This window comes from Rhizobium esperanzae (genome assembly GCF_002204185.1).
Classification (GTDB): domain Bacteria; phylum Pseudomonadota; class Alphaproteobacteria; order Rhizobiales; family Rhizobiaceae; genus Rhizobium; species Rhizobium esperanzae.
Genome location: NZ_MXPU01000002.1, coordinates 42304 through 64866 on the forward strand (window position 1 = coordinate 42304; position 22563 = coordinate 64866).

General features: G+C 62.0%; 14 protein-coding genes. 6 read left to right on the top strand and 8 right to left on the bottom strand.

What is annotated here, in order from left to right; translation table 11 throughout:
- The first annotated feature begins 368 nt into the window (after positions 1-368).
- A complete protein-coding gene (gene dxr / locus B5E41_RS02545) occupies positions 369-1559 on the top strand; it encodes a 1-deoxy-D-xylulose-5-phosphate reductoisomerase (protein WP_088390834.1) in 1191 nt (396 codons plus the stop codon).
- 15 nt (positions 1560-1574) lie between these two features.
- On the opposite strand, the gene B5E41_RS02550 is transcribed toward dxr, so the two are convergent.
- From B5E41_RS02550 to hemA, 7 genes are all read right to left on the bottom strand, one after another.
- Complete coding sequence (locus B5E41_RS02550; RefSeq protein ID WP_176439327.1) at positions 1575-2648, bottom strand: ABC transporter ATP-binding protein; 1074 nt, start codon at positions 2646-2648, stop codon at positions 1575-1577.
- Between the two features lie 23 nt (positions 2649-2671).
- Entirely contained in the window at positions 2672-4594 is a 1923-nt protein-coding gene (locus B5E41_RS02555) for a glycoside hydrolase family 127 protein (RefSeq protein ID WP_088390838.1), read from the bottom strand.
- 19 nt (positions 4595-4613) lie between these two features.
- On the bottom strand, positions 4614-5477 hold the full coding sequence (locus B5E41_RS02560; RefSeq protein ID WP_011427038.1) for a carbohydrate ABC transporter permease: 864 nt from the start codon (positions 5475-5477) through the stop codon (positions 4614-4616).
- Positions 5474-6391 carry a carbohydrate ABC transporter permease gene (locus tag B5E41_RS02565; RefSeq protein WP_088390840.1) on the bottom strand — a complete coding sequence of 306 codons (918 nt, stop codon included), beginning with the start codon at positions 6389-6391 and terminating at the stop codon, positions 5474-5476. The genes B5E41_RS02560 and B5E41_RS02565 overlap by 4 nt, the downstream gene beginning before the upstream one ends.
- 73 nt (positions 6392-6464) lie before the next feature.
- Complete coding sequence (locus B5E41_RS02570) at positions 6465-7703, bottom strand: ABC transporter substrate-binding protein (RefSeq protein WP_088390842.1); 1239 nt, start codon at positions 7701-7703, stop codon at positions 6465-6467.
- A 69-nt stretch (positions 7704-7772) separates the two neighbouring features.
- Positions 7773-8795 carry a LacI family DNA-binding transcriptional regulator gene (locus B5E41_RS02575; protein WP_088391331.1) on the bottom strand — a complete coding sequence of 341 codons (1023 nt, stop codon included), beginning with the start codon at positions 8793-8795 and terminating at the stop codon, positions 7773-7775.
- Positions 8796-9086: 291 nt separating this feature from the next.
- Entirely contained in the window at positions 9087-10301 is a 1215-nt protein-coding gene (gene hemA / locus B5E41_RS02580) for a 5-aminolevulinate synthase (protein WP_088391333.1), read from the bottom strand.
- A 327-nt stretch (positions 10302-10628) separates the two neighbouring features.
- Here hemA and B5E41_RS02585 point away from each other — a divergent pair, with 327 nt between their 5' ends.
- The 3 genes from B5E41_RS02585 to B5E41_RS02595 all read left to right on the top strand — a co-directional run bounded on the left by B5E41_RS02585 (position 10629) and on the right by B5E41_RS02595 (position 19464).
- Positions 10629-10886, top strand: coding sequence for a YMGG-like glycine zipper-containing protein (locus B5E41_RS02585; protein WP_011427043.1), 258 nt, complete (start codon positions 10629-10631; stop codon positions 10884-10886).
- Positions 10887-11052: 166 nt separating this feature from the next.
- A complete protein-coding gene (locus tag B5E41_RS02590) occupies positions 11053-12981 on the top strand; it encodes an autotransporter assembly complex protein TamA (protein WP_176439328.1) in 1929 nt (642 codons plus the stop codon).
- A 60-nt stretch (positions 12982-13041) separates the two neighbouring features.
- Positions 13042-19464, top strand: a complete 6423-nt coding sequence (locus tag B5E41_RS02595) for a translocation/assembly module TamB domain-containing protein (protein WP_088390844.1) — start codon at positions 13042-13044, stop codon at positions 19462-19464.
- A 191-nt stretch (positions 19465-19655) separates the two neighbouring features.
- On the opposite strand, the gene B5E41_RS02600 is transcribed toward B5E41_RS02595, so the two are convergent.
- Positions 19656-20093, bottom strand: a complete 438-nt coding sequence (locus B5E41_RS02600) for an Lrp/AsnC family transcriptional regulator (RefSeq protein WP_176439329.1) — start codon at positions 20091-20093, stop codon at positions 19656-19658.
- A gap of 122 nt (positions 20094-20215) precedes the next feature.
- Here B5E41_RS02600 and rocF point away from each other — a divergent pair, with 122 nt between their 5' ends.
- Positions 20216-21151, top strand: coding sequence for an arginase (rocF, locus tag B5E41_RS02605; protein WP_088390846.1), 936 nt, complete (start codon positions 20216-20218; stop codon positions 21149-21151).
- A 22-nt stretch (positions 21152-21173) separates the two neighbouring features.
- Positions 21174-22373, top strand: coding sequence for an ornithine--oxo-acid transaminase (gene rocD / locus B5E41_RS02610; RefSeq protein ID WP_088390848.1), 1200 nt, complete (start codon positions 21174-21176; stop codon positions 22371-22373).
- The last annotated feature ends 190 nt before the right edge of the window (positions 22374-22563 follow it).

The window sequence follows — 22563 nt, forward strand, 5'->3', positions numbered from 1 at the left end:
TCGTTTTGACCTGACACGTGCTGGCTCATCGAATGGCACGATACCGCACCAAAGTGCTCGCAGCGAACACGGCCGGGCGGCACAGCCAAGCCGTTTTCCCGATGTCATCCTCGATTTAATGTTGGCCGAAAAAGCCGAGGGCAGCCAAGTGCCCGTTTTTCAATGGCCGCCGCAGCGGCCCGATTGCCCATGTGCCTACGAGAGGCCACAGGGGAATCACATCCCTTCAGGAATGTCATAAGGATCACATCCAGCCGCCGCTCTGTAAACCCCTGAAGGGCCGATATCTGCTGCACCGCACACTTGCCGCACCCTCCAAACCCTAGTAGAGCCTGAGCCTACGAGAGACATTTTTCGCGAAATTCCAAATGATGACCGGCAAAACCGCGCCGCGGCGCCTCAGCATCTTCGGCTCGACCGGGTCGATTGGCCGCAATACCCTCAATGTTGTCGAACATCTGGGCGGGCGGGAGAACTTCGAAATTTCCGTTCTGACAGGCAACGGCAATGTCGAGCTGCTCGCCCGGCAAGCCAGATCTTTCGGCGCGCGGCTGGCGGTGACAGCAAACGACCGGCATTATGAAGCGCTGAAAAGCGAACTTTCCGGCAGCGGCATCGCGGTCGCGTCGGGGAAATCCGGCCTCATGGAAGCAGCCGACCGGCAAGCCGACTGGGTGATGGCGGCAATCGTCGGCACGGCGGGTTTGGCGCCGACGCTTGCCGCTGCGCGCCGTGGCGCCGATATCGCCCTTGCCAACAAGGAGTGTCTGGTCTCGGCCGGCGATCTCTTCATCGGGGCGATCCGCGCCGGCGGCGGCAGGCTGCTTCCCGTCGACAGCGAGCACAATGCGATTTTCCAGGTGCTGGAAGAAAACCAGCGCCATGCCGTCGAGCGTGTCGTCCTGACCGCCTCGGGCGGCCCTTTCCGCACCGCCTCGTTGAAGGAGATGGCCGATGTGACGGTGGAAACCGCGCGCGCCCATCCGAACTGGTCGATGGGCTTGAAGATCTCGATCGACAGCGCCTCGATGTTCAACAAGGCGCTGGAGATGATCGAAGCCCGCCACCTTTTCGGATTGAGGCCCGAGCAGATCGAGGTGATCCTCCATCCGCAGTCGATCATTCATTCCATGGTCGGCTATACCGACGGTTCGGTGCTGGCGCAGCTCGGCGCACCTGACATGCGCACCGCCATCGGGTACGCGCTGTCCTTTCCGCGCCGGCCGAACCTGCCGGTCGAGCGGCTGGATTTCGCAAGGCTCGCGAGACTGGATTTCGAAGCGCCGGATGAGGTGCGGTTCCCCGCGTTGCGACTGGCGCGCCTGGCGATGACGCGCGGCGGCGTTCAGGGCGCGGTGCTGAACGGCGCCAAGGAGGTGGCCCTCGAGGCCTTCATCGAAGGGCGCCTGTCCTTCCTCGCCATGGCCGAGGTCACCGAGAGGGTCATGGACGATCTGGCCGGCCTGCCGCCGGCTGCCGGCATGGACGATGTCTTCAACGCCGACAGGCAGGCCCGGCAGCGCGCGTCGGCGCTGATGAAACTCGATCTTGTCGGGTGAGGGCTCGGGCGGCGATTATCGCAGCCGATTGCCGCCCTCGTCGAACAATCGGCAATTCGACGGCTCGAACCGCAGGCTGACCTCTTCGCCGGCTGCAATACTGGTCGGCGACCGGTGCTCGACGGTGAGCGACTGGCCATCGCAGAGCTGGCAGTAGAGATACTGCGTTCCGCCGAGATATTCCGAAAAATCGACCCTTGCCGTCAGGCTGCCTGTGAGCTCCGGGGCCACCTTCAGATGCTCCGGCCGCAGACCGAGCGTCACGGCCGCACCGGCCGGCCTGTCTTTCGGCAGCAGGCCGCTTTCAACGCGCCCGCCGGCGATATCGACCAGGCCGCCTTCGCTCCATCGGGCATTCAGGAGATTCATCCTCGGCGAGCCGATGAAGCCCGCCACGAATGTATTGGAAGGATTCTCGTAGATTTCGCGCGGTGTTCCGGCCTGCTCGACGCGACCGTCACGCAGCACGACGATCTTGTCGGCAAGCGTCATCGCCTCGGTCTGATCATGCGTGACATAGATCATCGTATTGCCGAGTTCGCGGTGAAGGCGGGCGATCTCGATGCGCATGGAAACGCGCAGCTCCGCATCGAGATTGGACAGCGGTTCGTCGAACAGGAAAACATCGGGCTCGCGCACGATCGCCCGGCCGATCGCCACACGCTGGCGCTGGCCGCCGGAAAGCTGGCCAGGGCGCCGGTCGAGCAGATGGTCGATCTTCAGAATCGCCGAGGCTGCCTTGACGCGCGTCTCGATCTCCGCACCATTCGTACGCGCCATCTTCAGTCCGAAGGCCAGGTTGTCGCGCACGCTCATATGCGGATAGAGCGCGTAGGATTGGAAGACCATGGCGATGCCGCGCTCGGACGGATCGAGATCGGTGACAACACGTCCCTTGATCTCGATCTCCCCATCGGTCACATCCTCAAGACCCGCGATCATGCGAAGCAGCGTCGATTTTCCGCAGCCGGACGGACCGACGAAGACGACGAAATCGCCCTCCTCGATCGTCAGGTCGATGCCATGGACCACCTGCAGATTGCCATAGCTCTTTCGCACGTCCTGAAGGACGACGCTCTTGTTACCCATACCGTTCGTCATCCCCAAACGACCTACTTGTCCGCCTGGACCCAGACGAGCATCTCTCCGGGCGCGCGGTTGTCCCAGAGATGATAGGGCACAAAGCGTGCGGTGGCGACCCGCCTTTCGGCCGGCGCCTTGCGGTATAGCGAATTGCCCCAATTCGATGTTTCCTCACGCTCGACCTTGAGATCGAGGGCGACGGCATCATTGAGGTCCTTCAGCACGACGGTTTCGGCGGCCGGGAGTTCGCGGGGCAGAACGATGGCGTTGAGATCTTTGCCATTGTCCGTTGTTTCCAGGCAATAGACGAGCGGACCGCGCATCAAGGCGACGCGGCCGGCATCCTGGCGCACTTTCGGATTGGCATATTGGGGGCGAAGCGCCAGCGGCAGGTAGAGGGCCACCTTATCACCGTCCGCCCATTCGCGGTCGATCTTCGCATATCCGTCGCGGACATGAGCATCGAGGTCGAGCATCGTCCCGTTGACGCTGAGGGTTGCGCCCTCCGCCCAGTCCGGAATGCGCAGCGACAGCGCGAACCGAGCCGGCTTTGCCAGCTTGACAGTGAAGGCGACGGCGCCGTCCCACGGATAGTTGGTGGCCTGTTCCAATTCCACCTCGGCGCCGTTGGCAAGCTTCAGCCGGGCGGTGCTTTCGCCATAGAGATGGACGGCGATCTCATCATCGGCAACCGCATACATGTATGAGCCGATCGACGTCACCAAACGGGCGATGTTCGGCGGGCAGCAGGGGCAATGGTGCCACTTCCAGCGGTGGTGCTTGCCCGCACTTTCGAGCGGATTGTCATAGAAGAAGGTCTTGCCGTCTGTGGAAAGGCCGGGCAGCGCGCCGTTATAAAGGGCCTGCTCCATGATGTCGGCGTAACGCCGGTCCGGCCCGCGCCCGAGCATGCGGCTTGCCCAGAAGACCAGACCGACAGAGGCGCAGGTTTCCGCATAGGCCGTATCATTGGGCAGGTCGTAATAGTCGGTGAAACCTTCGTTGGACGCGGCCGGGCCGATGCCGCCGGTGATGTACATCTGCTTGGTCGTCAGATCGTCCCAGAGCGTTTCGAGCGCCGCCGTCAGGCTGTCGTCCTTGTATTCGGTGGCGATGTCGGCCATGCCGGAATAGAGATACATGGCGCGCACGGCATGGCCGACGACCTTCGTCTGTTCTCGTACCGGCAAGTGCGCCTGACCATATTCATAGGTTTTCTGATGGAAGTCGGCAGCGCTCCGGCCGTCGCGAGCCGCTTCGGCCGTGAAGAAGTGCGGCTCGGTGCCGCGCTCGTCGATGAAGAATTTCGAGAGGTCGAGATATTTCTTCTCGCCGGTCACGCGAGCGAGCTTGACCAGTGCCAGCTCGACTTCCTCGTGGCCGCAATAGCCTGGTATTTGACCCTCTCCATGGCCGAAAACCTTGATCATATAGTCGGCGAAGCGGCACATGATGTCGAGCAGCTTGCGCTTGCCGGTCGCCTGATAATAGGCGACCGCGGCTTCCATCAGGTGGCCGGCGCAATAGAGCTCGTGATGGTCGCGCAGGTTGGTCCAGCGGCGGGATGGCTCGACGCGCTGGAACCAGGCGTTCAGATAACCGTCCTTATCCTGCATCCGCTCATACATGTCGATGATCTCATCGGCCCGAGCCTCCAGCTTCGGGTTCGGCCGGCGATAAAGCGAATAGGCGATGGTCTCGATCGACTTGCCGAGATCGGAATCCCAGAACATCTGCGTCGTCCCGCCCCACGGCTGAATGGGAATGACGAAGCCGGGGCTCGGCTGGCTGACGTCGATCGCCTTGAGCATGCCGGCTTCGACGCAGCGGTCGAGCAGGGTCTCGGCGGTCGAATTGCAGACGGCATCCTGCCATTTGCCCCAGAACCCGCCGAGCTCGACATCGGGAACGGCGACGGGGCGAAACTGGCGGTCGTTGCTTGACTTGGTCATGGGCTCTACCTTCTTGGGATCATTTCACCGCGCCGGCCATCAGCCCGCGCATGTAGTAGCGTTGCAGGAGCAGGAAGACGATCAGGCAGGGGATCGTCATGACGACGACACCGGCCTGCACCGCTCCCCAGTTGATGGCGCCGAGCCGCCCGGCGCGAACTGCCGTCATCAGCACCGGCAGGGTGTATTTCTCATTGCTCGAGAGCAGCACAAGCGCGGCGAGAAACTCGTTCCAGGCATTGAGGAACGCAAAGATCGCCACCGTCGCAACACCGGGAAGCACCAGCGGCAGCAGAACCCGCGCCAGCAGCCTCAGATCGCGCGCGCCGTCGATGCGCGCGGCCTCTTCGATTTCCTTCGGCACGGCGTCGAAGGCATTGCGCATCATGAAAACGGAGAAAGGCAGCTGCAGCGTCACATAGACGAGCGTCAGCCCGAGCAGCGAATTGTTGAGGCCGAGTTTTGCCAGGATGATGAAGAGCGGCGTCAGGATCGACTGGAACGGAATCATCAGCGTGGCGATGATCAGCACGAAGAGCGCATTCTTCATCGGGAAGCGATAACGCGAGAAGCCATAGCCCGCGAGCAGGCTGACCAGAACGGTCAGCACCACGGTGGCGACCGACACCAACAGCGAATTGATCATGTGCTGCCAGATGCCGGCGCCGAAGGTATCGAGCAGCGCATAGGCATCGAAGCTGACCCCGGATGTCGGCCACGGCGGCAAGGGCGGCAGACTGGCTTCGGCACCCGGCCGGAAAGAGGCGAGCAGCGTGATCGCGAAGGGCGCCAGAAAGAAGATCGAAATGGCGATGCCGGTGAGATGATAGGCCGACTTCGTGCGGATGGCCTTCCGGGCGCGGCGTTGCCTTGACGTCGTCATGGACGCTCCTCCCCGACGCGAAGCAGCCAGAGCTGGACGATGCTGATGGCAACCAGGATGGAGAGAAGGGCGATCGAAAGCGCTGCGCCATAACCGAGATTGAAGGAGACGAAGGACTGGTTGAAGATGTAATAGACCACCGAGATCATCTTGTTCTGCGGTCCGCCCGCCGTCATGATGTAAAACTGGTCGAAGGCAAGGATCGAGCCGGTGACCGAGACGATCAGCGCCAGCGCGATCGTCTTACGCATCAGCGGCAGCGTCAGATGCCGGAAACGCTGCCAGCGGCCGGCGCCGTCGATGCGGGCCGCCTCCGTCAGCTCGGACGGAATGGCCTGAAGCCCGGTCAGCAGAATGATCATGGTGAAGCCGGCGATCTTCCAGACGACCATCACCACAACAGTCAGAAAGGCCGTGTCGAAGGTCGCAAGCAGATTGGGGCTCTTTTCCAGAAGACCGAGCGCCTTCAAGGCTGGGCCGATGAAGCCGCTATCGACATTGGCAAGCCAGACCCAGAGCAGCGAGGCGGTGGCAAGGCCGACCACGACAGGCAGGAAGATGATCGTGCGGTAGGCGCTGACGAACTGCCGTTCCTTCTCGACGAAGATTGCCAGCGGAAAGGCGATGGCAAAGATCGCAATGGTGACGATCACGGTGTAATAGGCGGTGAAATTCAGTGCCGCCATGAAGCGAGTGTCGTTGACCATTCGGAAATAATTGTTGAAGCCGATCCAGCGCGACGCCCCCATCAGCGGCCAGTTATGAAGGCTCATCCACCCCGTGAAGAGAACCGGCATGATGAAGAAGACGATGACCAGCGCCATAGCAGGCGCGATATAGGCAAGGCCGCGCCAGTTGGATCTGCGCCGCCGCCTGCGCCGAGGCAATAGAGTCTCTGAACCGGAACCGGTCATCAAACGCTCCGCATCTGTCAATTGAAGTTGGCCGGGAAGCTGCCACCGCTCCCCGGCCGCGGCCTTGGGAGAGTTATTGGCCGCTATCGATGATCGATTGCATTTCCGACTGGGCGCTGGAGAACGCACCCTCGACATCGTCGCCGAAGATCGCCGCATTGGTGAAGCTTGCCCAGGGACCGTTGGCGCTGTTGATCAGGTCGTTGAATTGCAGCGTATAGGGCGTCTTGGCGACACTGATTGCCTTCAGACCGACCTGCATGCGCGGGTCGAGACCTTCGAGCACCTGATCGGCAATGTCGCCGCGTGTCGGCAGGCTGCCATATTTCGCCATGATCTTCTGGCCGTCCATCGAATAGATGTATTCGAGGAATTCCTTCACGGCGTCGATCTTCTTCGTCCCCTTGGTGATGACGAAATTGTCGCCGCCGGCAAAGGACGACGGTTTACCGTCGACGCCGGGAATGAGGGTCACGCCGAAATTGATCTCAGGATGCTGGGTCACCAGCGTACCGATGGCAAAGGCGCCGAGGCTCTGCTGGCCGATCTTACCGTTGGTGAAGGTCAGGAAGTTCGTACCGTTGTCGCTGGCCGCACCCGCCGGCACCAGGTCCTTCTTGACCATGTTGCGGTAGATGTCGACGGCCTTGCGCATCTGAGGCGTATCGAGCGTCGCTTTCTTGCTGTCGGCCGACAGGATGTCGGCGCCCGCACCCCAGACGAGCGGGGTGAAGGTGAAGATCATGCAGCCGCCGCAGCCGCCGCCGGAGAAATAGAAGCCGTAGGTATCGTCACCGAGAGCCCGGATCTTCTCGGCATTGGCGGTGATTTCGTCCCAGTTGGCCGGTGCCTTTTCCGGGTCGAGGCCGGCCTTCTTGTAGAGATCCTTGTTCCAGGCGAAAACCGATGTTTCCACAGAGAGCGGCAGGCCGTAGATCTTGTCCTGATAGGTGCCGAGGCGGACATGCGACGGCGACAGCGAGTTGAAATAGGGCAGCGACTTCGCCCAGTCCGTCAGGTCTTCCAACTGGCCGGCCGCGGCAAAGGCGGGATTGTAGATGAGGTCCATCGACAGGGCATCCGGCGCCTGTCCGCCGGCGATTGCCGTCGCATATTTCTGCACCAGCTCGGAGAACGGCACTTCGGTCATCACGACCTTGTTCTCATGACTGGAATTATAAGCCTCGACGACCTTCTTGAACGCGTCGCCGATCCCCGACCGGACCCACATTTCGACGTTTTCGGCAGCCGATGCAGCCGACACCAGGCACAAAGTAGCGATGCCGGTCGCCGCCAATAGACGCTTGATCATGACACTCCTCCCAATATGGCGCATCTCCTCGCGCCTTTGCTCATTTCCCTGATTCTCATTCCCTTAGTCTCATTCCGGAGGAGTCCTACCCCCGCATGACCGCCGGATGACGAGCCGGCAGGGCAATTTCCTCACTCCCGGCTCGACGGGCCGTCCTTCCGCAAGCGCCAACACCGTCAAACCGGCCTGCCGCCCGAGCTCCTTCAGCTCCATATCCACCGTCGTCAGTGGCGGCCGCGTCTGGGCCGCAACAATCTCCCAATTGTCGAAGCCGATTACCGAAACATCCTGCGGCACCTTGACGCCGCGCTCGCGCAGCGCATCCACCGCGCCACGGGCGATCTGGTCGTTGCCGCAGAAGAGCGCATCCGGCTTTTCCCCCGGTCTCTTCCAAAGCTGTTCCACCGCCTCATGGCCCCAGCTTTCCGACCAGACGCCATAGAGCACCGGCTCGCGGTGGCCCGCCACCTGATGATAGGCCCCGGCCCGCTCCCGCACCGAAAAGAAGTCTCCCGGCCCGGTAATATGCGCAATCCGCCGCCGCCCGATTGTCGCGAGCCATTCGACGGCCAGCCTCGCACCCTGTTCGTCGTCCGAACGAAAGGTAACGCTGTTCTGCGTCCCCTCGGTGAAGGCGTAGACGACAGGCACATGCAAATTCGACAGGTCGACAGGCAGACGCCTGTCCAACCGCTTGCCGGTTGCGATGATACCGTCGACCTGCTTGTCCAGCATCGCATCGACATGGATCTGGGCAAGCGCCGGATCGTCTTCGATGGCGCACAGGAAAACCGAGACCCCATGATCGACGAGCGCGTCCGAAATACCCGCCATCACAGGCAGCGTGAAACGGCCGTAAGTGTCGTTCGTCAGCAGCCCGATGGTGAAACTGCGCTTGCTGAGAAGACCTCTTGCCAGCGCATTCGGCCGATATCCGATTTCGCCGGCAATCCGCTTCACGCGCTCGCGGGTTTCCGCTCCCATCCGGCCGGTGTCGTTGAGAGCCTTCGACGCCGTCGAGATGCTCACCCCGGCAGCCGACGCGACCTCATGGATGGTGATCCTGCCTCTCTTTCCTCCCGATATGTTCAGGCCTTCCTCCTTCTGAATTGGCTTGAGAAAAGCTTTTACCAATCTCTCTGTCAAGTGAGAAAAGGTTTTCTCATACAATTCGACTGATGAAACAACGAGCGTGAATTGAAGGAAGGAAGGCGTGGAAAAGGCCGATGCGAATCCATGAGACCGGACTGCAATGCGTCATTCATCGATAGAGCGACAGGCTAGATAATCTTATCCAGCTAATGAATGCGGAACAAATCGCCGTCAGAACCTCCGATGGAGGTTCTGATTCGCGAGGTTAGAACCCAGGCGATCATTGAAAGATCAGGCGACGTGCCTTGCCAGCGCGCAACGCGACCAGAGCGAATGCAGGGCTTCGACCAGATGGGCGATATCGGCGTCGGAATGCAGCGGCGTCGGGGTGATGCGCAGCCGCTCGGTCTTCTTCGGCACGGTGGGATAGTTGATCGGCTGGACATAGACGCCGCAATTGTCGAGCAAGAGGTCGGAGATCCACTTGCATTTGGCTGCATCGCCGACCATCACCGGCACGATATGGCTGGGATTGTGCATATGCGGAATGCCGCGCTGATCGAGCAGCGAGCGCAATTTGCGCACCCGGTCCTGATGGCGGGCGCGCTCGAACTGGCTGACCTTCAGATGCTGGATCGAGGCGACGGCGCCGGCTGCCAATGCTGGCGGCAGCGCCGTGGTGAAGATGAAGCCGGAGGCGAACGAGCGGATGAAATCGCACAGCGCCGTCGACGCAGCGATATAACCGCCCATCACGCCGAAGGCCTTGCCGAGCGTACCCTCGATCACCGTCAGCCGCTCCATCAGCCCCTCGCGCTCGGCAATGCCGCCGCCGCGCGGGCCGTACATGCCGACCGCATGCACCTCATCGAGATAGGTCATCGCGCCGTATTTGTCGGCCAGGTCGCAGATCTCCTTGATCGGGGCGATATCGCCGTCCATCGAATAGACGCTCTCGAAGGCGATCAGCTTCGGCGCTTTCGGATCGGCGGCGGCAAGCTTGGCTTCGAGATCGGCGACGTCATTGTGTTTCCAGATCACCTTGTCGCATTTGGCATGACGGATGCCCTCGATCATCGAGGCATGGTTGAGCGCATCGGAGAAGATGATCAGGCCGGGGATTTTGGCGCCGAGCGTGCCGAGTGCGGCCCAGTTGGAGACATAGCCCGAGGTGAAGATCAGTGCCGATTCCTTGCCGTGCAGATCGGCAAGCTCACGCTCGAGCAGGACGTGGTAATGGTTGGTGCCAGAAATATTCCGGGTGCCTCCCGCACCCGCGCCACAGTGGTCGATGGCGGTCTTCATCGCCTCGATCACCTTCGGGTTCTGGCCCATGCCGAGATAGTCGTTGGAGCACCAGACCGTGACTTCCTTCTCGCCATCGGCCGTATGGCGCGTCGCGCGCGGGAAGTTGCCGCGGTGACGTTCGAGATCGGCAAAAACGCGGTAGCGGCCCTCGGCATGAAGCCCGTCCAGCTCGTTTTTGAAAAATGCTTCGAAATCCATCATATGCTCCAGTATCACGCGGCCGTTCTTGCCGATCGGACGTCCGCGCGTCAATGCTTACCTTTGGTTTAACATCAACTGCGGCAAAAGGCCCAGTTTTTTGAATGATTCCAGACAAAAAAATACGTGCGCCACAATCAATGGGGCCATGCGGCAAAAGCGCCCGACATAGGCGCAAAATCCGCAACACCCGCAACACCCCTTCGATGCAAAAAAATCCGGAGAAGAGTGGACAACCCTTTCTTCCGACATAGTTTTCGAGCTAGCGTGCCAAAAAAACAATAGGGACGGCCTATGCCCATTGGGCGATAACCCAGGAGAAAAGAGATGAAAAAAGCTGTCATACTCGCATTGATCGGCCTGTCGGTCGCAAGCTGCACACCGACCCAGCAGGGCGCCGGCATCGGTGCTGCATCCGGCGCAGTCATTGGCGGTGCAGTCACCGGCAACGTTCGTGGCGCGGCGGTCGGCGCCGCCATCGGCGGCGTGTCGGGCGCCCTGATCGGCAGCGTCGCGGAACAGCCCGGCCAGTGCTACTATCGCGACCGCTATGGCCGCCGTTACATCGACGCTTGCCCGCGCTGAGAGCGCCGGCAAAACGCAAAACAGGAAATCCCGGACACACATCCGGGATTTTTTGTGCTGAATTAGCGCGTGGGCAATTTAAAATGGTACACCCTGCGCGATTTTGCCGCTAAGCTGTTCACGGCTGGGCAACGAAGCTTCATGTAGGCGTAACCAAAAGCAGCGGATGCGGATTAGAGGGACAAGTCCGAAAACAGGTTTTGCGTATCGGCGAACAGGCACCATGATGGTGGTCGCAGCGGCAGCTGCTTTCTCACCGGTCCTGATCGGCGATGCTTACGCCTTCAAGCTTTTCGGCATCACCATCTTCGGCAAGGAGGAGGACGAGAGCGAACAGGTGCCCGATCCGGTGCGCTATCACGTCGACCTCAAGGCCGACACCGCCGATGCCGATCTTAAGAAAGCGCTCGAAAACACCTCCCGCCTCGTCAGCGACCAGAAACAGCCCGTCTCCGGCGATCTCGGCATCGTCGTCAAGGCGCGTGACGACCGCGAGCGGCTGATCGCCACCTTGTATGAAAAGGCCCGATACGGCGGCGTGGTGACGATCACCATCGACGGCAAGGATATCGACGAGCTGCCGCCCAATCCGACATTCGACCGCTCCGGGCCGGTCCCCGTCACCGTCAATATAACCCCCGGACCCGTTTTCAGGGTCAAAGAGGTGCAGTTCGGCGGCGACGCCGCGGACCGCAATCCCGCCGATTACGACCTTGCCCCCGGCGCCGAGGCCGGCTCGCTCGCCATCATCAAGGCCGGCGACAAGATTGTCGAACAGTTGAAAAGCGAAGGTCGGCCCTTCGCTAAATTGACCGAACGCAAGGTCGTCGCCGATCACAGGAGCAACACGGTCGACATCGTGCTTGCTGCCGAAGGCGGGCCTGTCGCCCCGATCGGCGATGTCGGGGTCACCGGCGAAAAAACCGTGCGGCCAGGTTTCATCCAGCGTTATTCCCGGCTGAACAAAGGGGATGCCTATTCGCCGGAAAGGCTGAAGAAGGCCGGCGAGCGGCTTCGCGCCCTCGGCGTCTTTTCGAGCGTCACCATTCATGAGGGCGATGTGCTGTCGCCTGATGGTACGCTGCCGATGACGATCGAGGTTTCCGAAGGCAAGAGGCGTTATTTCGGCGTCGGCGCGCAATATTCCACCACCGACGGCCTCGGCATCCAGGGCTATTGGGGCCATCGCAACCTGTTCGGCGAGGCCGAGACGCTGAGGATCGAAGGCTCGGTCTCGCGGCTCGGCGAGACCACCGATGTCGGCAGCCTCGACTATTCCGCCGGCATCCTCTTCACCAAGCCCGGCGCCTTCTTCCCGGCCGCCACGCTGAAGGCCGGTATCGTCGCCAAGACCCAGAATCCGGACGCCTATAACGCGACGCTCGTCACCGCCTCGCTCGGGCTTTCCTATGAATTGACCGAGAAGGACACGGTTTCGGCGAGCGGCGAAGTCAGCTGGGAACGCGATGACGACGCCTTCGGCACCAATGACTATCTGACCATCGCCCTGCCGCTTCAATATGATCGTGACGCACGCGACGACAAGTTCAATCCGACCGAAGGCTATCGCGCGACAGTCTCGGCAAAGCCCGGCTACGAGGTCTTCAACGCCACACCCTATGCGGCGTTCGAAGGCTCGATTTCCGGCTATCTGCCGTTCGGCGCCGAGGATCGCCTCGTGCTTGCCGGCAAGGTCGCTGCCGGCGTGCTGATCGGCGGCGGCGGAATCGAGGACATTCCTGCCACGCAGCGCTTTTTCGCCGGCGGCGGCGGCTCGGTGCGCGGATACAGTTATCAGGAAATTTCGCCTTACAACGACAATGGCGATGCCACCGGCGGCCGCTCCTATGTGACGGGGTCGCTGGAGGCCCGCTTCAAGATCACCGATACGATCGGCCTCGTGCCCTTTATCGATGTCGGCACCGTATCGGACAGCACCTTCCCGGGTTTTTCCGATATCCGCGCCGGCGCCGGCGCGGGAATACGATATGCTACACCTTTCGGGCCGCTGCGGCTTGATTTTGCCGTGCCGCTGAACAAGTACGAAGATGGCACAGATTATGGAATTTATGCCGGCATCGGCCAATCCTTCTAGGGTTGCGATTCCGGTTTGTTCCGGTCGATGGGCCGCATGAAAACGGGGTAGTTCGCGCCGATGCAAACGCTGGCAAAAATCGTCAACTGGATCGTGCGGGTCGCCGGCTATGCCGTCGGCGCCATCTTGATTCTCGCTGTCGCGGCACTTGCGATCTTCGGCTTCACCTCCTTCGGCGCCCGCATCGTCACCGAAAAAATCGCCTCCACCCTTTCCAACCGCGATATGACGATCGAGGTGCGCGAACCGGAAGGGCTTTTGACCGGCGGGCTTCGCGCCGGCGAAATCTCCCTATCCGACACGAGGGGCGTTTTTGCGGAAATCCACGGTGTGGCGATCGATTGGAACCCGCTGGCGCTGCTGACGGGAACATTCCACGCCAAGCGTTTCCAGATCGACACGATCAACGTGCTGCGCAAACCGGTGCGCACCCTGCCCTCGCGGCCCAGCGCCGAAAACTCCGGCGGCTTCACTCTTCCGGTCAAGATCGATGTCGACCATGTGGCCTTGCCCGATATCAAACTGGCCGAAGCTTTTGCCGGGCGGGCTTTCGCGCTCGCCGCCGAAGGCAGCCTTTCGGCAAATGGCGACGGCGGCGAAGCGATGGTCAATGTCAGCCGCCACGCGGTTCCGGATGCGCGCCTTACTGCCGATATCGCCTACGCGCCGGCCGAAAACCGGCTGCGGCTGAAGGCGCAGCTTGCCGAGCCGAAGGGTGGGCTTTTGGCGGGCTTCCTCGGCCTGCCCGGCAATCCTGCCGTCGACATCGACCTCGACGGCCAGGGACCGATATCCGACTGGACAGGCAAGATACAGGCTGCGCTCGACGGGCAGCAGCGCGCTGCAATCGAGGGCCGGCATGCGATTGGCGCAGACAGGCTGCACCATCTCGATCTCAAGGGTGGCGGTGACCTGAGCTCGCTGCTTCCCGCGGCATTCCGGCCGCTTTTCGCCGGCCAGACCAATATCGACCTTGCCGCCACCTTCGACGACCACGGAAAGATCGATATCCAGACCGGCAATATCGCCACCGGCAGCGTTGTCATCGCCGCATCGGGAGCGCTTGATCCGGCCGGCAACAACAGCCTGAACGCCAATCTGCTCGGCACATCCGGCCCCGTCGATTTCCGCTGGCCGCTTGCCGAAGGCGAAGCGCGCTTCCTGATATCGGGCCTCAACATGGCTCTGACGGGCGATGCCCAGACTGCCCGACTGAGCCTCAGCGGCTCGCTCGACAGCGCAACCCTGCCGCAGGCCGATATCGGCAACGTCAAGCTGACGGCAAAGAGCGACGCCTTCAATCTTGCCGCCCGTTCCGGCAGCGTTCAGCTGCGCCTTGTGGCCGGCGACGCGACCTTTACCGAACCGAACCTCAATCGCGCAGTTCAAGGCCCTATCACCATCGCCGCGCCGCTCCAGATTTCGTCGGGCGACATTGGCTTCAACGGCTCCACCGTCGAAAGCGCCAATATCAACGGCAGCCTCAACGGCTCCTATCGGCTGGCGGAGCGCGCGCTGACCGGCAATGTCAAGCTGAGCGTCGAACCGGCGGCCCTGCCGGCCGTGGCGACGAGCAGGTTCGATCAGCCGATCTTGTTCGAAAGCCAGGTGACCGGCACGATCCCCTCGAAATTCGCGCTGTCCAACCTCGTCCTGAAATCCGGCACGCTTGAAGCTGCCGGCAACATCGCGCTCGACGGTTCGATGTTGAACGCCGATCTTTCAGGCCGGCTGCCCGATATCGGCAAGCTGATGACGGGCGCGAGCGGCGGCGCCGGTTACGCGCTGAGGATCGGAGGCGAACTGCCGGCGATCTCCGTGACAGCCAATATCAAGGCTCCCAGCCTTGAGATGGCCGATCGCGCGCTCGCCGATCTCAATATCGATCTGTCGGGTGTCGCCGATCCCAAGGCGCCGCAGGGGAAGTTTGCGGCCACCGGCACGATCGACGGACAGCCGATCGGCATCAACGGCGACATCCGTTCTGAGAACGGCAGGACGAGCATTCCCGCACTAACCGCCGATGTCGGCGGCAACCGGCTGACCGGCAAGCTGGAGCTTTCGCCCTCCCTGACGCCCTCGGGCGCATTGACCTTCGATTTCCCCAAGCTCGGCTTGCTGGCTGCGCTCGGCGGCCAGAAAGCCGAAGGAGATCTCAAGGGTTCGCTCGGCATCGAGAGCGACGGCGGCAAGATCGCGCTCAAGCTCGTTGCATCAGGTGCCTCGATCCGCCGCGATACGCTGGCGATCGTCAAGCCGGTTATCGACCTCACGGTCAGCGATCTCAGCGCCCTTGCTGCAAACGGCACGATCCGCGCCGAAGAGCTGGCTGCCGGAGAAAACAGGCTCGCCGGCCTTTCGCTCGATTTCACCAAGCAGCAGAACCGAACCGATTTCGATCTTAACGCCGCCTATGACGGCAATCCGGTGCTGGCCGCCGGCAATGTCCAGGCATCAGGCGGCACGATCGCGGTAAACCTTGACCGCTTCTCGGCCAGCCCCCGCAACATCCCGGTCGAGCTTGCCGCACCAACTGAGGTCACGATCGGCGGCGGCACCGCCAGTCTGGACGGACTGACGCTGAAAACAGGCACCGGTTCGGTGAGCGTCACCGGCTCCGCCGGCGAGACGCTGAAGCTGAATGCCGACATCCACGAACTGCCGGCAGCGCTGGCCAATGGTTTCGTGCCGAACCTTTCGGCCGGCGGCACAATCTCGGGAACGATTGCCGTGACGGGAACGCCGGCAGCACCCATCGCCGATTTCAAACTCGACTGGAAGGATGCGACGACCGGGCAGCTTAAGGGCGCGGGCCTGGGACCGCTCGGCATCAACGCCAACGGCAAATTTGCCGAGAGGAAGCTCGATTTCGACACGACAATCGCCGGTGCCGACAGCCTGTTGCTCAAGGCCCGCGGCAACGTCACTCTCGCTGATCCGACGGCGCCGGTGCTCGATATCGACGCCGATATCCTCAACCTGCCGGCGCAGGTCGCCAATGGTTTTGTTTCCGATCTCGCCGCCGAAGGCACGATCACGGGAAAGGTGACCGCCGCCGGTTCGCTTAAGGCCCCAACCGCCAATTTCGACCTCGCCTGGAAAAGCGCTGCGACGCGCCACACCAAGCGCGCCGGCCTCGCGGCTCTTGATGTGACCGCGTCCGGCAAATTCGCCGACAACAAACTCGATTTCGACGCCGCAGCCATCGGCGCCGACAGACTCTCGCTCAAGGCAAACGGCAACGTGGATATCGCCGGGACGACGATCGGTAACGTCAAGGTCGGCGCAACACTGGACAATATCCCCGCAGCGATTGCCAACGGCTTCGTTCCCGATCTCGCAGCGGAAGGCGCAATCTCCGGAACCGTCGCGGCCAGCGGGTCGCTTGCAGCCCCGGCCGCCGATTTCGATCTCCATTGGCAAAACGCCGCGACGAGCCACACGAAACGGGCCGGCCTTGCCGGTCTTGGCCTCACCGCGTCCGGAAAGTTCGCCGACAACAAGCTTGATTTCGACGTCGCAGTTGCCGGCGCAGACAGCCTCTCGCTGAAGGCGAACGGCAATGTCGCCGTTACCGGCACGACGATCGGCACCGTCGCGGCCGATGCGACGCTGTCAAATATTCCGGCAAGCCTGGCAAACAGCTTCGTCACCGAACTCGCCGCCGAAGGCACGGTCTCGGGGAGGGTCTCGGCTGCGGGCTCGCTTTCGGCCCCCACCGTCAATTTCGACCTCAATTGGAAAGACGCTGCGACGAGCCACACGAAGCGTGCCGGCCTTGCCGCTCTCACCGTTACCGCATCGGGGAAATTTGCCGATAACAAGCTTGATTTCAACGCGGCGGCCGGTGGCGACCAAGGTCTCTCATTGAAGGCCATGGGCAATGTCGCTCTCGCCGGTACGGCAATCGACAGCGTGAAGGTCGATGCCGAAATCGTCAAACTCCCCGCCGCCCTCGCCAATGCCTTCGTCCCCGATCTGGCGGCCGGCGGCATGATATCCGGCACGCTTTCGGCAGCCGGAACACCCGCTGCACCCAAGGCAGATTTCAAGCTCGACTGGGCAGACGCCGCGACCAGTCACACCAGAAGCGCGCATCTTTCCGGCCTCGCGCTTGCCGCATCGGGACACCTCGCCGACAACAAGCTCGACTTCAACGCCAATCTCGGCGGCAAGGACGGCGTGTCGCTGAATGCCGCGGGCAATGTGGCGATATCGGGCACTTCGATCCGCAACATTGACGTCAAAGCCGATCTTGCCAATCTACCCGCGAGCCTTGCCAACGGCTTCGTTGCCGGTCTTGCCGCGGAGGGGACGGTATCAGGAACGGCATCCGCCTCAGGATCGCTGCCCAAGCCCGCCGTCGATTTCAAGCTCGATTGGAAGAACGCCGCCACCGCCCAGACCAGGAGCAGCGGCTTGTCGGGCCTGAGTGCCACGGCCTCCGGCAAGTTCGCCGATGGCAGGGTCGACTTCGATGCCAGCCTTGCCGGCAAGGACGGCATGTTGGCCAAGGCGGCGGGTGGCGCGACGATCGCGGGAACGGCCATACGCGACCTTTCGATCAATGCCGATATTCCGGCGCTGCCGGCAAATATCGCCAATGCCTTTGTTCCCGGCCTCGGTGCCGAAGGCACTCTGTCGGCAAGCGCCCAGACATCGGGAACGCCGGCAGACCCGATCGTCGATTTCAAGCTGAACTGGAAAGATGCCGCGACCAGCCACACCAAGGCCGCCGGCCTCTCCCGCCTTGCTTTGGCGGCGACGGGAAAATATGCCGGCGACCGACTGGATTTCGATGCCGACCTCAGCGGCAGTGGCGGCATTTCGGTGAAAGCCGCCGGCAATCTTTCCATTGCAGGCACAACGATCCGATCGATCGACGTCACCGCGAACGCTGCCAATGTTCCGGCCGCCATCGCCAACGGCTTTGTTCCGGGCATCGGAGCCGAAGGCACGATCACGGCGACGGCCAAGGCGACGGGCGCGCTTTCCTCACCCGCCGTCGATTTCAAGGTCGATTGGAAGAATGCCGCGACGAGCCAGACGAAAGGCGCCGGTCTTTCGCCATTCAGCATCGGGGCATCCGGCAAGCTTGCCGATAACAGGCTGACAGTCGACACCAACCTTGCCGGTGATGCCGGCATGTCGCTGAAAGGCGGCGGTAGCGTCGTGATGTCAGGCAGCCGCGCCATCGACATGCGCTTCAACGGCAATGTTCCCTTCGCCGTGCTTGGCGCCCCGCTCGCACAGCAGGGCTTTGTCGCCGACGGCGTCGCCAGCGTCGATCTTAAGATTGGCGGAACGGCCGCGGCACCCGTCATCAACGGCACTGTCTCGACATCAGCCGCGAAGCTCGTCGACGTCAGGCGCAATCTTGCCGTCAACAATCTCGCAGCCACCGTCACCTTCAATGGCAACCAGGCCGTCATCTCGCGCCTCAGCGGCAATCTTGGCGGCGGCGGCACGATTTCGGCAAGCGGCACCATTGGCATTCAGCCGGCCGGCGGATTTCCCGCCGACATTTCGATCAAGCTCGACAAGGCCGTCTATGTCGACGGAACGCTTGTTGTCTCGACTGTCAACGGAACGGTGGGCCTGCGCGGGCCGATCATGAGCGCGACGCTGAGCGGCAAGCTCCGGCTGGACAAGACCTCGATCACCGTCCCGGAGAGATTGCCGACCTCGCTCCGCGAAATCGACATCCGGCATAAGAATGCACCGCGAGCGGTGCTGGCGCAGCTGCGCGATGACGGCGAGCGAAAGCCGGGCGAGAAGTCCTCCGTTATCACGCTCGAGCTCGAAATCGATGCGCCCTCGCAGATCTTCGCGCGCGGCCGCGGCATCGATGCCGAGCTCGGAGGTCTCGTGACGATCCGCGGAACGGCGGCAGCACCCATCGTCACCGGCGGCTTTACCATGCGCCGCGGCCGGCTGACCATTCTCAACCGCCGTCTGAACTTCTCCGACAAAAGCAGGATCACCTTTGCCGGCGACCTGACGCCGGCGCTCGACATGGAAGCGACCTCTACCTCCGGCACGACGACCCTGACGGTCGATGTCTCAGGCCTTGCCACCGATCCCTCGATCACCTTTTCCTCCTCGCCCCAGCTGCCGCAGGACGAGGTGCTGGCGCAGTTGATCTTCGGCCAGTCGATGTCCAAGCTCTCGCCGGTACAGATCGCCCAGCTCGCGGACGCCGTCAGCCAGCTGGCCGGCAACCGCTCCACCTCGCTCTTCGAGGGCCTGCGCAACCAGCTCGGCGTCGACGATTTCGACGTCAGCACCGACGAGAAGGGCCAGACGAGTGTCAGCGTCGGCCGCTACCTCAACGACCGTACCTATTTCGAACTGCAGCAGGGCGGCTCGGCCGGCGCCAAGGCAATCATCAATCTCGATGTCGGCCGCGGCGTCAAATTGCGGGGAGCCGCCGGCGGTAACGGCGCCGGCGAAGCAGGCATCGTCTATGAACGGGAATATTAAGCCGGCTAAATCAGGAGCAGAACGCAGCGGATGGCGGTTCGGTTCGGACCTGAGGTCTGAGGTCTGCCACTCACCCTAACCATATCCCCGCTTGCGGTCGCTTGCGGGGCGAGGGGACGTGCCAAATGCAACGTCGAGGTTGGAGCGGAGGTGCCGGCCGGCGGTGAGGGGCTAGTTCCGCAGATCATGCCCTAGAAACCTGTCTTGCTCGTTTTGAGAAGAATGTTGGTCTCGGTCGAATTGATGCCGTTGATCAATCTGATTCGACGCAGCGTCTCGTCAAAGGCGGCGAGATCGCGGTCCTCCAGCTCGGCGACGAAATCCCATTTGCCGTTGGTGCTGTGAAGCGCACGTACCTGTGGCAGGCCCCTGAGCTGATCGGCTACCCGGTCGGCGAGCTTGCCGAGCACCTCGATCATGACGATGGCGCGCACGCCGGCGGATCGCGTCTCGTGACTGGTACGGATGGTGAAGCCGACGATGGTGCCGCTGGCGACCAGCCGGTCGATTCGGGCGGCGACCGTTGCCCGCGATGCACCGGTCATTGCCGCGAGCGAGGAGACGGAGGTGCGAGCATTGTGGCGAAGCGCACTCAGAAGTTCGGTATCGAGATCGTCCACGTCGAACACTTTGTCAAAATAGCTTTATCAATCTGCGCAATCATAGTTCATTTCTGGCACTTTTCCATCTTTTTGCCGCCAGCCCTTTATTCCACTATCGGCCGAAACAGGCCTCCACACGGAACCCTCGAATGAACGTCCAATCGCGATCTGTCACCCTCATCGGCGCACCCTTGGAAGAAGGCTCCGGCCGGAGAGGCGCTGCCATGGGTCCCGCGGCGCTGCGGATTGCCGGCGTCGACCAGACGCTGATCGATCTCGGCCACGACGTCGCCGATATCGGCGATCTCTCCATCGTGCCCGCGATGGATCTGCCGGATCATCCGAAAGCCCACAATCTGAGGATCGTCGGCGCCTTTACGCGCGCATTGGAAAGCAGCGTCTATGACGTCGCCGCCGCTGGCCGCTTTCCGCTGATTCTCGGCGGCGATCACAGCCTGTCGATGGGCAGCGTCTCCGGCATGGCGCGTTATGCCGCCAGCAAGGAGCGCCCGCTCTTCGTGCTCTGGCTCGATGCCCATGCCGATTTCAACTCTCCGGCCACGTCGCCCTCCGGCAATATTCACGGCATGCCCGTTGCCTTTTTCTGCGGCGAGGCGGAGTTCGCCGAAATCCTCCCGAAGGACCGGCCCTTCGTCGACCCGAAGAATGTTTTCCAGGTCGGTATCCGTTCGGTCGATGCGCGCGAGCGCGAGGAAATCCATGAACACGGCGTCAATGTCTTCGATATGCGCGCGATCGACGAGCAGGGCATCGGCGCGATCATGCGCGAGATTCTCGCTGTTGTCGCCAAGGCCGACGGGCTGCTGCATGTCAGCCTCGATCTCGATTTCCTCGATCCCGACATCGCCCCCGGCGTCGGCACGACGGTGCCTGGCGGCGCGACCTTTCGCGAGGCGCATCTTGTCATGGAAATGCTTTCGGACAGCGGCCTCGTCTCGTCACTCGATCTCGTCGAGCTCAATCCGTTTCTCGATGATCGCGGCAAGAGCGCTCGCATCCTGGTGGAACTGACGGCAAGCCTGTTCGGCCGCCGCATCTTCGATCGTCCGACACGTGCCGCATAGACAAGGCTGAGGGAGAAGCGCCATGAACACTTCGGAAAAACTGATCGCAACGGAACAGCGGCTCGGCGCCAACAACTATAAGCCGCTCGACGTGGTGCTGACGCGTGGCGAAGGCGTGTATGTCTGGGATACCGACGGCAATCGTTATCTCGATTGCCTCTCGGCCTATTCTGCCGTCAACCAGGGCCATTGCCACCCGAAGATTCTCGCCGCCATGGTCGAACAGGCGGGCAGGCTGACGCTCACATCCCGCGCTTTCCGCAATGATCAGCTCGCCCATCTCTACGAGGAGCTTGCCGCACTGACGGGCTCGCACAAGATCCTGCCGATGAATTCCGGCGCCGAGGCGGTGGAGACCGCCATCAAGGCTGTGCGCAAATGGGGATACGAGGTCAAGGGCGTGCCTGAAGGCAAGGCGGAGATCATCGTCTGCGCCGACAATTTCCATGGCCGCACGCTGAGCATCATCAGTTTCTCCACAGATCCCGACGCCCGCACCGGCTTCGGCCCCTACACGCCGGGCTTCCGCATCATTCCCTTCGGCGATGCCGAGGCATTCGAGGCCGCGATCAACGGCAATACCGTTGCAGCCCTGATCGAGCCGATTCAGGGCGAAGCCGGCGTCATCATCCCGCCGGCCGGTTACTTTACCCGTATCCGGGAACTCTGCACTGATAACAACGTCACTCTGATCCTCGATGAGATCCAGACCGGCCTCGGCCGCACCGGCAAGCTGCTGGCCGAGGAGCACGAAGGCATCGAGGCCGATGTGACGCTGATCGGCAAGGCGCTTTCCGGCGGCTTCTATCCCGTATCCGCCGTCCTTTCGAATTCCGAGGTGCTGGGCGTGCTGAAGCCCGGCCAGCACGGCTCGACCTTCGGCGGCAATCCGCTCGCCTGCGCGGTGGCGCGCACGGCCCTCAAGGTGCTCGTCGAGGAAGGCATGATCGAGAATGCCGCCGCGATGGGCGATTATTTCATCGAAGGCTTGAGGTCGATCCGCTCCAACATCGTCAGGGAGGTGCGCGGTCGCGGCCTGATGATGGCGATCGAGCTGGAGCCCGAAGCCGGCGGCGCGCGGCAATATTGCCATGCACTGAAGGAGCGCGGCCTTCTCGCCAAGGACACCCATGACCACACGATTCGCCTCGCTCCGCCGCTTGTTATAACGAGGGAGCAGGTCGATTGGGCCGTCTCGCAGATCGAAAAGACGATCGGTTGAAGTAGATCGAGGCGGAAAAGCTTCACACTCCCGTTCCCGATTTAGATTTGGGCAACACTCTTCCGTTAATGTCGTCGCTAACCGCAACGATGCTTTGCTAAGTGCAAGTCATCGCGTGGTGTGAAGGCAAAGCTCGTCGGCGCCAATGGTGGCGCACCCGCTTCTGCTTTGGCTTACGACAGTTGGGAAG